Genomic DNA, 16,257 nt, shown 5'->3' on the forward strand with positions numbered 1-16,257 from the left:
GTTATTTAATAAAACGGATAAATTTTCATTAATAAAATTGTAATATTTAAATACAGCCAAGACACCAATATTCGCAACTAAACTAAAGATCAGGAACATCTTTCTTTGTTTACCCTGCGATTTCTCAATATAAATTCCCGCAAAAAAATCTATTATAATCGTAAAACCTAATATCAAGATATAGATTGGTACAAAAGTCATGTAAAAGTAGCAACTACTTATAAGTAATAATATCCATCGATATTTATGAGGCAATAAGAAATAGAGCGTAGTAACTACTATAAAAAAATAGAGAAACTGAAATGAGTTAAACAGCATGTTTAAGTTTTCGCTAAAATAATAATTTTAATTAGCAGAAAAAAGATTAAAACTCGAATAACATCGAACAGTAAAGTGGTGTTGGACAGTCAACAAGAATCCCGACCAGCGAGTTAAAACACTGCAATTAGTTGGAGCAGGACTCTATTGAAGCTGTAAATGGGTGCCTATTCATCTAAATATTAAAAATTATAGATATAAGCCATCATCAACTTAACCCCTAAAGTTCTGGCTAATGTATTTTGTGGATCTCCGGCAAGTACATTCCCTTCGTTGGCATTATCGAAATTATAGGGTTGTAAATATTTGTTGGTTTGCCCATAAGTGAACAGCAATCCTGCACGCAGGTTAAATTTGCGCCTTTTAAAATTTGCGCCGAAACCCCAGTCATAATTATTCCACGTGGTGGTATTATATTCATAGCCAAGATCGTTCTTATATAAAGCCTGATCAGCGTACGACTGATCTAATCGTACTGAAACATAACCAGTAATACTCTCGGCCAGCAAAAAACTATAACCAAAGCCAAAATCAATAACTGATTTACGGGCATCTTTAAGCTCTAAAAGATTAGATGAAAACAGTGTGCTGCCTACAGGTTTTACAAAGTATTCGTCAGTAGGATTTAAATTTGCATACTCGCTTATGCCGGTAAAGTATTCCCCTGCAAAATATAGCTGCCCTCCATTAATATCATACGCATACCCCAATGCGGCGCTGAACGGTGTTTTCCACATTGCCTTTAAACCGGTTTGCCTGGAGTTTGCCAATAAATTAGTTGTTGGCCCGTTACCATCAAGGTGCAAATCTGTAATTACATAATCACTAAGTATTGATCCTTGCCCGTATAAATGTATCTGGGGCGATGTAATTAGCACACCTAAATGGCTTTTGTCTAAATCATAGGATAAGCCGGCTTTAAACCTGACCCCTATATTGGTGTATTTGGCAAGGTATGATTCCTGCGTGTTGGTATACGGCGGGAATGGATTATCAGAGCCATCATTTATAAAAGCTCTGGCACTGTATTCATCATCATAAAATTGGTTATGTATGGTGGCCTGGGTGCTAAGGCCTAAAGCTAAATTATCTGCCAATTTAAATCCAGCACTAAAGATACCCGACGTTTCGCTGATACGGTTCTGCATTTGGTACTGACCCAAAAAATATTCAGGGCCCGGGCTATACGAGTCACTTAATACATTGAAGCTACCATCTTTTTGCTGAGATACATTATAGTTTAAAACATCGTTATGCGTAAGTGCATAACCTATAGTAAAGGGTTTATCGCCTTTTATATGAATTACTCCCGAAATTATTTGTGGTATGATTGCAGGGTTGGTAGACGAAAGATTTTTTCCTTCACCTACCCCATTCTTGATATAAATATTTTGCAGTTGATAAAGGTTACCGCTAAAGCTGGCTGAATTTTTTTTAGAAAAAGCCAGCAATGCCGGGTTGTAAAATAACACTGAACTATCCCTGTTGTTGGCAATTACTGCTCCAGGAACTATAAATCCTGCTGTAGAATAATCATCTGACCAGTAATGCGTGTCCTGAGCTATGGCGTTAACACACCATATTAAAAATAGGATGATTAGCGTTAGCTTTTTATTCATACTCAAGGCTTTAATCAAATATATTATAATTATATTTAACATATTGCATTATAGTTAATATTTTATTATGAGTAAATTGTTCTATAGCATTTCATTTATAGTAGGGATTCTATTATTTGCAGCCAGAATTTGCACCGCCCAAAATCTTAATTTTAGTTATCCGGTAAATTATTTAAATGGTGTAACAACCGACCACGCTATTGATATTACCAATTTTAAAGGAGGCTTTTTTGTAACCTGGAAAAATGAAGGCGCTACCGGCGACATTGGTGTATGCTATTTGGGCAGGCAATACGAATCTGATTTTATTGAGCAAAAACAAAATATTGGCGAACAGAGTGCTTTTGCGCCAGTGCTCAGGGTATTTGGAACAAGGATTTACCTTTTTTGGATAGGACTGGATGGAAGTTTAAGATATATAATTAACAATACTACAACCTCATTTGATGTATCAAAAATATATACATTGAATGCCGGCAACCCAATAAAATTTACTGATGGTATTACAGCTGCAACGGTTGGCAATAACATCATAATAACATCACACTATAACGATAAGAATCATCTGGTATACGCATTACTTCAACCGGAGGAAAGTGGCACTTTAAAAGTAATTCAACTGCGCAATGTGCCTAACATTACCAGTGATAGTTATCCATTTGTTGCGCCGCTTGCTGCGGCAAGGGTGCGCATAACTTTTAAGGGATATAAAAGTACAGGGATTTATAGTGCTGATTTTGATATTGATGCAAATAGCTGGACCAATCCAGTAACCATATTAAAGTCAAAATCAAATGTATCACCGGCAATTTATAGTGTTTTTAATTCCCCCAAACTTTTTTATATATGGAAAGGCGAAAAAGGGGATACTCGTTTATATTATACATCAGAAATAGCCGGAGCTGGTTTAAATCCCGAAACTGTGTTGCCAGCTTATTTTTCAACAAACTACCCTGTATCTATTTGTAATGTTGATGACCGAAAATTTATCCTTTCATATGTTGGTGAAGACAAAAAACTATACATCAGTTATTTTACCAGTTATAACCCATCAAACTGGATTGAAACGCAGCTGATACCTTTAAAAGGTGACAAAACATTAAAAGATATTCTATTGCCAGGATCGCATGACTCAGGCTTGTCTGTTTTAAATGGTGTTGGGGGCTCTCAAAGCGGATCCATCAATGAATGTAATACGCTAACGCAAACACAGAATATAAATCATCAATTAAACTCGGGAATAAGGATGTTTGATTTGCGGATAGGAACATTCAACGGTGCATTTTACACCAAACATTGTGCGTCTGACTGTATGACTGACGCAATAGGCGGAGCATATGGAGAAAAATTCTCAGTGATACTAAATGACGTAAAGGATTTTTTGCTCAAAAATAAAAAGGAATTTATTCTGATCACGTTCTCGCATTTTTGTGAACGGGAAACACCAATGAATATGTTGATTGATACGATCAATAATGTGCTGGGTAAAGAGCTGATGTATAATAACCAAGGTAAAAACATTTCGCAGATAAGACTAAAGGACCTTGCCGGGAAGGTAATCATCACGTTTGAAGGTTACTCCTCGCAGCAGAAAAATATCGATTCAAGTTCTATGAAAACCAGGTCGAACACATTTTTGAACATCAGGAGAGCATACGCTGCAACAAATAAAATTGATAATCTTTTAACTAAGCAAAGGGCCTTTTTTTCAGGATTATCAAACAATATAAGTTCAAATGATCTGATACGGCTGGATTGGCAACTAACTCAATCGAGTGATGAAGCAGCCATGATATGTAATGATTTTCAAAGTTCTAAAACGAGTCCGTTGGTTGATGGCGCTATGATGTTAACCAATGTTATAAGAAAACACAAAAGTATAATTGACCTATCTGTGGCGGGGAATAAATATCTTTCTAAGGCTGTGAATGACTGGATAGAAAGTGGAGCCATTGACAAAAATAATAAGCCCAATATATTGTACGTTGATGTGGCGGGTGCCTGGATCACAGATTATTGTATTGAACTAAATGAATCGAAAATATACAATTAACGAAAAGGCTATAAATAATGCTTGTTTGCAAAAGCAAATATTATTCTAAATCAGTGATCAGCGCAGTGCCGTCATCATTGATCTTAACAAAGCAATCGTGTACAGAGATGTGATGCTTAAATTTGCCAATCGGTTCAATCCAATCCCTGGAAGTAAATACAGGGGCGTGTATTTGTACTGATTCAACAATGATTTCTTCACCATCGAGAACCAGGCGCCAGCATTGATCATGCCCGTTACTATCTGTATTATACCGTATTTGGGCCACGCCGACTTTTTTATTCATAAACTGATGAAATAATTATTATCCGGAAAAAACGCCGGGATCTTAAAGTTATTGTTACGAAAGGAAAAGTATTAAAGGTTGAACTATCGTGAATAATAAAAACAATATCATTTAAAGATATATGGGGATAATCTTCAAAATAATATATTTTTGGACGATATAGTTTAGCTGTAACGATATCAACTAAATCATTGTCATATAATTATGAAGCTAATACAAGTATTTCTTTTCACCTTGTTCACGCTATTGCTATTCAATTTTGCCGATGCACAAACCGCAGGTGGTAAAATTTCAGGGTCGGTTTTAGATGATGCCAAAAAGCCGCTTGACGGCGCAACGGTGATTTTATTTGTCGCAAAAGATTCAGCGGTGGTAAGCACCCTACTGGCTAACCACGATGGCAGCTTCGTTTTTCAAAACCTGACAGATAATACCTACCTCATAAAGGTAACTTATATCGGCTATAAAAATTATCGTAGCGACAATGTTATTATGAGTCAGCAGAAACCAGTTAATTTACCGGCATTTATTTTGCAGCTAGCAGGAAAAGCATTGAATGAAGTAGCTGTAACCGCTCAAAAATCATATATCCAGCAAAAAATAGATCGCACAGTAGTAAATGTGGGCGCGTTAATATCAAATACAGGGGCTAATGCTTTGGAAGTTTTGGAAAAGACACCAGGCGTGCAGGTGGATGCCGATGGCAATATTACCTTTAAAGGAAAGAGCGGGGTATTGGTGATGATTGATGATAAACCAACTTATCTTTCGGCCGCTAACCTGGCCACTTACCTGAAGTCCTTGCCATCATCGGCATTAGATCAGATAGAATTGATGGATAACCCGCCGGCCAAATATGATGCTGCCGGAAATGCGGGGGTTATCAATTTCAAAACTAAGAAAAATGCTGTTAGGGGATTTAATGCAGTAGTGTCGGCAGATTACGCGCAAGGGCATTACGGTCATAACGATGAAAGTATTAACCTCAACTATCGTATAGATAAAGTTAATCTGTTTGCCAATGTGGCTTATAACGAACAACGCACTTTCAGGCGACTGGAAATTGACCGGAACTATTTTGATGCAAATGGTGATCCAACCTCCTCTTTAAAAGATATTTCCTATTTCAGACCGACAGAACACAATACCAATATTAAGGCGGGAATGGATTTTTACGTATCGCCCAAAACAACCTGGGGAATAGTATATACCGGCGACATATCAAATGCAAATGATAATAGCCCGGTATATAGCTTACTCTATGATAAAAACGGTGGGTTAGATTCAACTATTAATACTCAAAATACCTCCAAAAGCAAATTTAACAGTAACGGCATAAATCTGAATTATACCCATAAATTTGATAGTGCCGGAAGGGCGCTGACCTTTGACCTGGATTATATTCACGATGCCTCAGGCAGTAACCAGTTGTTTGTAAATAATACTTTTTTACCTAACGGTAGTTTAACAAATTCACAAACCATCAGTGATGATTTGCCGGCCAGTATTAATATTTACTCGGCCAAGACTGATTATTCTCATCCGTTCAAAGGCAAGGCAAAACTTGAAGCAGGTATTAAAAGCAGTTATGTAAATACAGATAATGCCGCTAATTACTTTAACGTAATTGATAATGTAAGTACCATTGATTATAACAATACCAATCGGTTTTTATATAAAGAGAATATAAATGCTGCATATGTGAATTTTAATAAAAATTTCGGCAGATTCTCCCTGCAAACAGGTTTGCGGGTAGAGAATACCAATGGCAATGGGCACCAGCTGGGTAATGCTGAAAAGGCCGATTCATCATTCGTTAATCATTATACAGATTTGTTTCCTACTGCTTATTTTTCTTATAACCTCGATACCGCAGGTCATAATGTGCTGGTTCTTTCATACGGACGCCGCATTGGCAGGCCGAATTATGCAAGTTTAAACCCCTTTACTTTTTTTGTGGATGAGTTTACCTATTTTTCAGGAAATCCTTTCCTGAAACCGCAGTTTACCGATAATTATAAACTGGCTTATAGTTACAGAAGCTTGTTTACGGTTGCGCTTGCCTATAATTACACAACCAATGTTCAGGGTGAAACAATTCACAATAGCGGCAGCATATTTATCAGCACCACGGGCAATATTGGGATGCAAAAGACATGGGATCTTTCTGTAAACACCAATTTTCAACCTACTAAATGGTGGACGGTTAACTTATATGCCGAAGTATATAATAATACCTACCAGGGCGCATTTTACACCGGCTACCTCAATCAGTCACAATATACATTTTCTACAAATGGCAATAATCAGTTCACCTTATCAAAAACCTGGAGTGCCGAGTTGAGCGGTTTTTATAATACCGGCGGTACTTATGGTCAGTTTGTTTCTATACCTACGGGTATGCTGAACGCGGCTATCCAGAAAAAGATATTGAATAATAAGGGCTCCATTAAGTTAAACATGAGAGATGTTTTTCACACGTTTAGTCCTAGCGGAACCATTACCAATATTGTGGGTGCCACGGCAACCTATCACAATTTTGTGGATACTCAGGTGGCCACCCTGGCGTTTACCTATAGTTTTGGCAAATCAACCAATACGCCTCCAAAACGCGAAACCGGCGGTGCCGATAGTGAACAGGGTAGAGCACATTAAAAATTTATAATACATCAAAAAGCCTTTAGATGAAAATCTAAAGGCTTTTTGATGTAATTTGTCGGCGCGGTGATAACACCGGACCATCCGACTGCAAATATTTAATGGTATAGCCGTCCTTATTTCAAACCCTGTAGGTATAGTACCAGTTTCTCCACATTTTGTTTTAGTCCCTCGTCAGCTTTGTGAGCTTTAACAACAGCTATAAATTGCTCTCTCGATTCAAAAAGCATGTGCCAGGTGAGGTGTGTTTTGTCACCCTGCTCTTCAAATTCAATTGTTGCAGTAAAGTTTGGAAAAAAATGGTCGAATACTATCTTTTTGTGGAGCACAATTTCTTTAAACATGCTTTTGTTTTTATAATCCGTTCCATCCGGCCCGTGCATCACCAGGTGCCATTCTCCGCCGGGTTGAACATCCATAAGGGTGATCGTATTGGTGAAGCCGTTTGGGCCCCACCAGTTGGCAATATGTTCAGGTTTGGTCCAAACCTCCCATACTAGTGCCACAGGAGCATTTATAGTTCTTGAAATAAAAATCTCCCGGTCTGTTGCGTTACTTGTTGTGTTTTCCATCTCGTTCTTTTTTTAATTTTTCGATATATGTTTCCATTGCGTCTAATTTCTTTTCAAAGTGCTGGCGGTATTGGTCAACCCACAAGGATACCTCGCTGAGCTGATCTAATTGCGCTTCGCAAAGCCTGTCGCGGCCTTGCTTTTTAACTACAATAAGTCCGCAGTCAATCAGGATTTGAACATGCAGTGATATAGCCTGCCGGGTTACGTCAAATTTTTCGGCGATAGTATTTACGTTATGCGGTTCGGTGGCAATCATATTAATAATTGCCCTCCGGGTAGGGTCGGCTATGGCCTGGTAAACGTCTCGTCGCGCTTTCATATTATGCAAGTAAGTGCTTGCAAATATATATGCAAGCATTTGCTTGCGCAAGTTTTTTTGAAATTATTTTTTGAGATTGAATTATTGGGAGGGATTACATCAGAAACGCCAAAAAACCTTAGATTTCCATCTAAAGGCTTTTTATTAGGATATACTGTGATTTATTTTGACACTGTCAATAAAATAGCAGCCAATTTATCAGGCATTGATATAAAAGGGGTGTGGCTGCTTGGCAATGAATACTCCTTACTGATATGGCCATTGTTTTTCACCATTGTTTTTTGAAGGGTAAAACTAACCGCGTGATCTTCTGTGGTGTGGATATAAACTTTCTTCACACTGCCGAAGTTTCCATCAGTTAAAGTAACAGGTGTTGCAAGCGGGGCCAATGGCTCTGGTTTAATATTGTTAGCAATGTACTGGCCAACTTGTGCTGGTGCATCCGCAGCAAATACATCTATTACGCCATCTTTTGCAACGTTTGCAGAACCGGTGGTTGGGTCAACCTGTAAATATTTGCCAATATGGCTATCCGCATCTTGTTTTGCAAGGGATAATAAGCTTTCGCTGTTTTGTGGCAGATAAGCGGCCAGGTAAATTAATTCTTTGATTTGGCCGGGGATCTCTTCAGCTACCTGGCTGATAACGATACCCGCCATGCTATGACCTACTAAAACGACGTTTTTTCTGTCGCCGATGGCGTTCTTTACCACATCCACATAAGTTTGCAAGCTGATGTTTGCGAATGAAGTTGCATCGCTTCCGTGACCGGGCAGGTTAACGGCGATCACTTCATGACCCTGTGCCTGTAATACCGGAACAACGGCTTGCCATGCAGTTGCATCAGACCAGGCTCCGTGTACCAATACAATAGTTGATGAATTTTTGTTGTTTGTTTTTTGGGCCTGAGAAGTAAAACCTAATACACTCAATGCCATTACTAATATTGCTGTTTTCATTTTGTTTAATGCCTAATTGTTTAGGACAGCACAAACATCGGGGTAAGCAGCCGGGATAATTTTAACCCAGGTTAAAATCGAAATTCAGGATGAAAAAATTGTACAATAAAAAAATGGCAGGAAGAAAGCGTTATTTGCCAACCATTCGTTTCCGGATACGGCTTAATGATGGCCCCTGGATGCCGAGGTAAGAGGCAATATGATAAAGGGGTACGGAGTTGAAAATATTAGGGTGTTTCTCTATCATATCCCGGTAACGGTCTTCAGGGGTTTTAAATAAAAATCCTTCGGTACTGCGCATTACCTCATAAAAGGCGGTTTCTGCAACCTTTCGGCCAAATCTTTCCCATTGGTGCGATTCACTATAAAGCGCATTCAGGTGGTCCACATGGATATATAAAATAAATGAGTCGGCCATGGCCTCTGTGTAGTATTCGCAGGCCGTTTGGCTTAAAAAGCTGGTAAAGGAAGTAACAAATTGATGATCGGTAAAAAAGAGCATATTCTTTTCTTCGCCGGTGTTTTCATTTGTCCGATAAATTCTGAATACACCGCTGATAATGAAGCCAAGGTGTTTGCAAACGTTTTTATATTCGTTATAAAACTCCCCTTTTTTATAATGCTTTAATTTCCAATACGGCAATGACAGATCGAACGCCTCCACCTTCATACCGGTGGAGCACATTACTGTGCGTAATAAATCAATCTCTGTGGCGTCATCTAACATGCTATAAAAATATCGCTTTTAAATAACATGGCGTAATGAATAGCTGACCCATTAAAAAAATTATCTGATTTAGGCTATAGCTTTCATTATAGTTTATATTGTATTTTTGGCTAATCCGTATTAATGGGTATAATTTTCAAGAATCAATGAAGAAGGACGTCTCTGCAAAAAATGGTGTTGTACGGATAAAGGATATTGCCCTTAAGGCAAATGTATCAACAGGTACGGTGGATAGGGTGATACACAATAGAGGCAGGGTAGCAGAGGATGTTAAGAAAAGAGTTTTAAAAATTATTAAGGAAATGAACTACGAGCCAAATTTAATGGCGCGTATGCTGGGCTCAAAAAAGCAATACTATTTTGCGGCCCTGTTTCCTGATCATACTTATGATAATTTTTGGCTGGCACCTAAGCTGGGCATCGAACAGGCAGAGCAGGATTTGAAACAATACGGGGTTACGGTTGAACAATTTGTTTTTGATCCGCAGGATGTAGCCGCCTATGTGAAGATGGCTGATGAGATAACTAAACGCAAGCCCGACGGTATCTTGTTATCGCCCATTTATTATAAAGAAACACTTTCTTTTTTTGAAACCTGGAGTGCCGAGAATATCCCCTTTGTTTTGTTTAACACCCAAATAGCAGATTACGATCCTTTGAGCTATATAGGTCAGGATTCTTACCAAAGCGGACAGGTGGCGGGCAAGTTGGTTCATTATGGTCAGCCCAATCCTTGTTCTATCCTGATTGCGCATATTGATGAAGAAATTAGCAATGCGCAGCACCTGGTTAAAAAGGAACAGGGTTTCAGGAATTATTTTGCTCAAAATAACCTGAGTCATCAGTATAATATTTTAAGGGTTGAGCTGAAAAGGGCAAGTCAATCGGGCTTTATTAAAAAACTGGATGAGATAGTGGAGGAAACACTGGATCTGAAACAGATTTATGTTACCACCTCACAAGCTTATGATGTGGCAAAATATTTGGAACAGCGTCACATTACCCATATTAAATTGATAGGTTACGATTTGGTACCACCCAACCTTCATTACCTGGAAAAAGGCAATATCAGTTTTCTTATCAACCAAAATCCCAAAGGGCAAGGCTACTGGGGGATATACCAGTTAGCCGAACACCTGGTGTTTAAAAAGGAAGTCCCTATTCTTAAATACCTGCCGCTGGATATTGTTACCCGCGAAAATCTTAATTATTTCCTCGACGAAAAAGATCCGTCTTTCCCCAATATTTGATTAATTTAATATTAATTTGACGTTTCGATATTAATTATATATTTGTGTTCGAACACGCTTTGCGGTTTTAATACTTTGTTGTTTATGTAATGAAATACTTTGAGGCGCGCTTTATTCCGGAAGAAATTACACGCATTTCGTTGGGCAATGTTTCAAAATTGCTTGATGAAAGTGAAAAGCAGTATATTGATAACCTGCTTTGGAGCACCACCGGTTATATGCCACAGGTTTATTTTAACATGGCCTATACTCACAACAGTATTTTATTAAAATATACCGTTAAAGAGAAAGACTTAAAGACGGTATACCAACATATAAATGACCCGGTATACAAGGATAGCTGCGTAGAGGTATTTATTGCCTTTAATAATGATAGCAGGTATTACAACCTTGAATTTAATTGCCAGGGCACCACTTTGGCAGCTTATGGGGCCGGGAGAAATGACCGTGTATATATTAAGGAACATTTGATTGAAGGAATTACCAGTTATCATTTGATAACACCGCCTGCAGAACCGGATGCTTTAATAGAATGGGAGCTTACCCTTAATATTCCTTTTACGGTATTTGAGCACCATCATATTACATCATTAAATGAACAGGTAGCCAAAGTTAATTTTTATAAATGTGGTGATGATTTACCAGAACCTCATTTTTTAAGCTGGAACACTATCTCACATCCCGATCCAAACTTTCACCTGCCTGAGTTTTTTGGAGAAGTAAAATTTGCTAATTAAATTAATCATTCATAAAAAAATCAACAAATTGAAAATGGAAAGTACAGCAGGGCCAACAAGTAGCGTCAAAAAATCACCAGGTTTAAGCCCAATAGCTATTATTGGCGTTTTGTTTTTCATTTTTGGTTTTGTTACCTGGATGAACGGGGTTTTAATCCCTTATTTAAAAATTGCTTGTCAGCTTAATAATTTTGAGGCGTATTTTGTAACGTTTGCCTTTTATATAGCTTACCTGGTAATGGCGGTACCGGCCTCGTGGGTGCTTAAAATATTTGGTTTTAAAAACGGAATGGGAGTAGGCTTATTGATTATGGCCGTTGGTGCATTGATATTTATCCCGGCGGCGCTAACACGTACCTATATCTTCTTTTTAGCCGGTTTATTTATACAGGGAACAGGTTTGGCAGTATTGCAAACAGCATCAAACCCATACATTACTATTTTGGGCCCGGCAGAAAGCGCAGCAAAGCGTATCAGCATAATGGGAATCTGTAATAAAGTAGCCGGAGCCATTGCCCCGATTGTTTTAGCCAGCGTAGCTTTAAAGGGTATCGACCAGATTTCAACGAAGTTAAAAACCATGAATGCTGTTCAAAAAGCAGTTGAACTGGATAGCCTGGCTTCGCGGGTTATTTTACCTTATGTAGTAATGGTTGTTGTACTGGTGTTATTATCCATATTTATATTTGTTTCGGGCCTGCCTGAAATAAATACCGAACACGAAGATGAAACAGTTACTGCGGCTAACACTAATAAAACCAGCATATTTCATTTTCCGCATTTAATGTTAGGCGTAATTGCCTTGTTTCTGTATGTAGGTGCCGAGGTTTTAGCCGGCGATTCTATTATCAGCTATGGTGCTTCACAGCATATCCCTTTATCAACGGCTAAGTTTTTTACTACCTGTACGCTTATTTCCATGATGGTTGGATATGTAATAGGCATATTATGTATCCCTAAATATATCACACAGCATAAGGCATTAGTAATATCGGCAATATTGGGTGTAGTGCTTACTATTGCTGCCCTGTTAACCAGTGGGTATGTATCGGTTATGTGCATTGCGCTGCTTGGCCTGGCCAACTCATTGATGTGGCCGGCCATATGGCCATTGGCTTTATCAAACCTGGGCCGGTTTACTAAGATTGGCTCATCATTGTTGGTAATGGGTATAGCAGGCGGGGCGTTGATCCCTTTACTGTATGGCCGCTTGGTTGATGTTTTCTCTGCGCGTGAAGCTTATATCATTTTACTTCCCATCTATTTGTTTATAGCTTATTTTGCATCAATGGGTTATAAAAAAGGACACAGAAAAACAGCATAACAGGCGCGGTATAATTTACTGTTCCTTTAGCCGGATATCCCAATGAATGGGTATCCGGCTTTTTTATGCACGGCGGTTTGGCGTTTAAAAAAGCACTATGCCAAATTTTATTGTTAAGAATGCATTTTTTACCCGTTTTTCAATTGAATATTTAATAAAATAAGGGCTTTTTATTAAGGTATTTATAAAAATGCAAAATTTTTGAATTTATTTTTAAATGATGTGTGCGAACACGCAAATTAATTCAATATATTTGGATTAACGATAATGTTGTATTAATACTAAGTAAATATCAATGCATAATGGTTTTTAATATATGCGTATCCGAACACATTAAAAAATAGCAAAAACTCATTCTAACTAATAAAACTAAAAATGAACTTATCCGCTAACAGACTATTAACTAATCAACTATGTTTAATTTGAAAAAACTCTTACTCTTCCTTTTCTTAATAATCAGCTGTTGTAATCTTTATGCCCAGGGCAGGGTATTAAAAGGAAAGATTACCATTGCCAAGGATGGTACACCCTTGCCAGGTGCGCTAATTGTAATTAAAGGCACAACAAATGGTACGGCCGCTGGTCCCGACGGTTTATTTTCACTATCCATTCCAAATGGTCCGGTAACTATTGAGGTTCGGTCTATTGGGTTTTTTAGTAAAGACGTTATTATAAACGTCGATCAGAATAAAATTAATGTTGCTTTGGATGAAGACAACAAGCAACTGAGTGAAGTTGTTGTTACTGGTTATTCCACACAAAAGAAAGGCAACCTTACCAGTGCCATCACGGTAGTATCGGCAGAAAAATTAAAAGATGTTACTTCTGATGATATCGGCGAAATGCTGCAAGGTAAGGTAGCCGGCCTGCAGGTAGTAAATTCTTCAGGCGCTCCGGGTAGTCAATCCGAAATCAGGCTGAGAGGCGTCTCTTCTGTAAATGCTGCGCAAGCTCCATTGATTGTAGTAGATGGTATAATTGGTGGCGATTACGATCCGAATGATGTAGAAAGCGTTACGGTATTAAAGGATGCGGGCGCAACAGCTATTTATGGTTCGCAAGCTAATGGTGGTGTGATTATTATTACTACAAAGAAAGCTAAAGGCGATAAAACTCAATACGAGTTTAAAGCTGTAACAGGTTTCAGAACGCCGGATTTTGGTAGCATGACCATGATGAACAGCAGCGAGTTATACCAAAATCAAAAACAACTGTTCAGGGATTATATACCAGGAACAACCGGCAATAGCTATGTGATTGATTTGGTACAGTTTCAATCTGAGCGTCCGGCTTCAATATTAAATAACAATACCAACTGGCTAACTACCTTATTTAAACCGGCGCCTGTTGAAAATTATTATTTCTCTGCAATGGGTAAAACCACTAAGAACGATTATTACTTCGGCGCAACTTTTTACGACGAAGGCGGAACGTTTATGAATACTGATTATAAACGTATTAACTTAAGATCAAACAATACCTATCATTTTACTGATAAAATTACCCTTACCAATAACATCAACATTAGCGGTAGCGAAGGTAAGAGCTATGATTACAATGATATTTATTACGCTTATTTGAATTTACCATGGGATAATCCATATGATGCCAATCATAATCCTATTTATGTTGATGGTAATTCTAAATTCCAATGGTGGTCAAGGGATAAAACAAATCCGGTTAATACGATAGATAATTCAGACCATCCGTTTAAAACTTTCGATATTAATTATGATCTGGCTTTAAATCTGCCAATAACATCATGGTTAACGTTTAATACCACTAACAGGGGTTCAGCTTCTTACGGATACAGCTCTACTTTTTACAGCCCCGAGGTACAAGGAACATATCATGGTTCAGGTTATCTGAATGATCAAAGCACTTATAACTACGGTGGCATATCAACCAACTTAATGAAATTTGATTTCAAACTGGGTAAAAGTGCTATTAATGGTTTAGCAGGTGTTGAATTTGAAGGAAGCCAAACTAATACAGTTGGCGCTTCGGGCCAGGGTTTACCTTTAGGTCTTGAATCTTTAGATGTTGTTTCAACCAAACAAGCTATAAACGGCGCACCTGATAGTCCGTCGATTTTATCTTATTTATCACAAGTGAACTATAGTTATGACGAGCGGTATTTTCTAAGCGGTTCATACCGGGTAGATGGTTCGTCAGCATTTGCGCCGGGTAATAAATACGGTTCTTTCCCATCAGTATCTGCTGGTTGGTTAGCAAGCAACGAGGACTTCTTAAAAGACAATCATACTATTGATAATTTAAAATTGCGTTTAAGCTACGGTATTACCGGTACACAGGATATCGGCGCAGCCAGGTATTTAGGTTTATACTCGCTTACCAGTCAGTATAATAGTGCTACAAGTGCAACGCCACTACAATTGGAAAGCCCTAACCTAACCTGGGAAAGCAAGCACCAGTTAGATGCCGGTTTTGATATCGGTTTATTCCACCGTATTAATATTACGGTTGATGCTTACCATAACGTTACTAAAAACTTACTGTTGCAGGTTGCTCAGCCACTATCAGTTGGTTTTGAAAGCAAATGGGAAAACAGCGGAGAGGTTCTTAATAACGGTTTAGAGTTTGCTATCAGCAGCCAAAACATTAAGAATAAAGATTTCCAGTGGACTACCGACTTTAACATCAGCTTTAACAACAACAAATTGCAGGATTTCCCTTCAACCGTTGTTTCAACCGGCGAAGATGCGGTGTCGCAAATTTACCGCACCGGGGGCAACTTGTATGAGTTTTACATGCCTACATGGGCTGGTGTAAATGCCCAAACAGGTGCACCGCAATGGCTTGTTGTAAATAAGGATGCCAATGGCAAAGTAACGTCAACTTCTGTAACATCTAATTATGCTTCTGCAACTTTGCAGGAACAAGGATCGGCATTGCCTAAATTCCAGGGAGGTTTTAATAACGAATTCAAATACAAGAAATTCTTTCTGAGAATTAATACTTACTTTGAGTATGGCAATAAAGTTTACAACGCTAACCTTGCCCAGGTTGAAAATGATGGCAGCGAGCCATTGTTGAACCAGATAGTTTTGCCTAAAGGCAGCAGCGTTTGGACGCATCCTGGTGATATAGCCACCGAGCCGAGCCCTGAAAACAATGCAAACTCAACTTCTGTATCTACAAGATATCTTAAAAATGGCAGCTATTTAAGTTTAAGGAACATTGCCTTTGGTTATTCCCTGCCTAAAACTTTTGCGCAAAAGCTTAAATTAAGCGATATCAATTTATCACTAAGCGCTGATAATGTATACACGTTCACGCGCTATTTGGGTCAGGACCCTGCAACAACTATAACCCCGGGTAATTTTGTTACCCCAGGCGTTGCTGATTTTAAATACCCGGATAACCGCCAGTTTTTATTGAACATTAATGTTAAATTTTAAAAGATCAGGT

12 protein-coding genes are annotated in these 16,257 nt (G+C 38.4%); 6 read left to right on the forward strand and 6 right to left on the reverse strand.

Going from position 1 to position 16,257, the window contains the following annotated elements:
* Positions 1-500: 500 nt before the first annotated feature.
* Positions 501-1,937: a hypothetical protein gene (locus JN11_RS05650; RefSeq protein WP_144910461.1), complete on the reverse strand. Its 1,437-nt coding sequence runs from the start codon at positions 1,935-1,937 to the stop codon at positions 501-503.
* Positions 1,938-2,004: 67 nt separating this feature from the next.
* Here JN11_RS05650 and JN11_RS05655 point away from each other — a divergent pair, with 67 nt between their 5' ends.
* The gene (locus tag JN11_RS05655) at positions 2,005-3,990 is read left to right on the forward strand and encodes a phosphatidylinositol-specific phospholipase C domain-containing protein (protein ID WP_144910462.1); all 1,986 of its coding nucleotides are present in this window, start codon (positions 2,005-2,007) and stop codon (positions 3,988-3,990) included.
* Between the two features lie 40 nt (positions 3,991-4,030).
* Here the strand turns inward: JN11_RS05655 and JN11_RS05660 are convergent, their stop codons facing one another.
* The gene (locus JN11_RS05660; protein WP_144910463.1) at positions 4,031-4,276 is read right to left on the reverse strand and encodes a hypothetical protein; all 246 of its coding nucleotides are present in this window, start codon (positions 4,274-4,276) and stop codon (positions 4,031-4,033) included.
* Between the two features lie 204 nt (positions 4,277-4,480).
* On the opposite strand from JN11_RS05660, the gene JN11_RS05665 reads away from it, so the two are divergent.
* Positions 4,481-6,931: a TonB-dependent receptor domain-containing protein gene (locus tag JN11_RS05665; RefSeq protein WP_144910464.1), complete on the forward strand. Its 2,451-nt coding sequence runs from the start codon at positions 4,481-4,483 to the stop codon at positions 6,929-6,931.
* A 119-nt stretch (positions 6,932-7,050) separates the two neighbouring features.
* Here JN11_RS05665 and JN11_RS05670 read toward each other — a convergent pair whose 3' ends face one another.
* The 4 genes from JN11_RS05670 to JN11_RS05685 all read right to left on the reverse strand — a co-directional run bounded on the left by JN11_RS05670 (position 7,051) and on the right by JN11_RS05685 (position 9,514).
* Positions 7,051-7,506: an SRPBCC family protein gene (locus JN11_RS05670; RefSeq protein WP_144910465.1), complete on the reverse strand. Its 456-nt coding sequence runs from the start codon at positions 7,504-7,506 to the stop codon at positions 7,051-7,053.
* Positions 7,487-7,828, reverse strand: coding sequence for an ArsR/SmtB family transcription factor (locus tag JN11_RS05675; RefSeq protein WP_144910466.1), 342 nt, complete (start codon positions 7,826-7,828; stop codon positions 7,487-7,489). The genes JN11_RS05670 and JN11_RS05675 overlap by 20 nt, the downstream gene beginning before the upstream one ends.
* A 161-nt stretch (positions 7,829-7,989) precedes the next feature.
* On the reverse strand, positions 7,990-8,787 hold the full coding sequence (locus tag JN11_RS05680; protein ID WP_144910467.1) for an alpha/beta fold hydrolase: 798 nt from the start codon (positions 8,785-8,787) through the stop codon (positions 7,990-7,992).
* Positions 8,788-8,917: 130 nt separating this feature from the next.
* Positions 8,918-9,514 (reverse strand): Crp/Fnr family transcriptional regulator, encoded by a 597-nt coding sequence (locus tag JN11_RS05685; RefSeq protein ID WP_144910469.1) that lies wholly within the window; start codon positions 9,512-9,514, stop codon positions 8,918-8,920.
* A gap of 146 nt (positions 9,515-9,660) precedes the next feature.
* Here JN11_RS05685 and JN11_RS05690 point away from each other — a divergent pair, with 146 nt between their 5' ends.
* The 4 genes from JN11_RS05690 (at position 9,661) to JN11_RS05705 (ending at position 16,247) form a co-directional block, all read left to right on the forward strand.
* A complete protein-coding gene (locus tag JN11_RS05690) occupies positions 9,661-10,764 on the forward strand; it encodes a substrate-binding domain-containing protein (RefSeq protein ID WP_144910471.1) in 1,104 nt (367 codons plus the stop codon).
* Between the two features lie 89 nt (positions 10,765-10,853).
* Complete coding sequence (locus JN11_RS05695; RefSeq protein ID WP_144910473.1) at positions 10,854-11,501, forward strand: carbohydrate-binding family 9-like protein; 648 nt, start codon at positions 10,854-10,856, stop codon at positions 11,499-11,501.
* A 34-nt stretch (positions 11,502-11,535) separates the two neighbouring features.
* The gene (locus JN11_RS05700; RefSeq protein ID WP_144910475.1) at positions 11,536-12,825 is read left to right on the forward strand and encodes a sugar MFS transporter; all 1,290 of its coding nucleotides are present in this window, start codon (positions 11,536-11,538) and stop codon (positions 12,823-12,825) included.
* A gap of 413 nt (positions 12,826-13,238) precedes the next feature.
* On the forward strand, positions 13,239-16,247 hold the full coding sequence (locus JN11_RS05705; RefSeq protein WP_144910477.1) for a SusC/RagA family TonB-linked outer membrane protein: 3,009 nt from the start codon (positions 13,239-13,241) through the stop codon (positions 16,245-16,247).
* Positions 16,248-16,257: the final 10 nt, after the last annotated feature.

The sequence above is a fragment of the Mucilaginibacter frigoritolerans genome, from assembly GCF_007830615.1.
Classification (GTDB): domain Bacteria; phylum Bacteroidota; class Bacteroidia; order Sphingobacteriales; family Sphingobacteriaceae; genus Mucilaginibacter; species Mucilaginibacter frigoritolerans.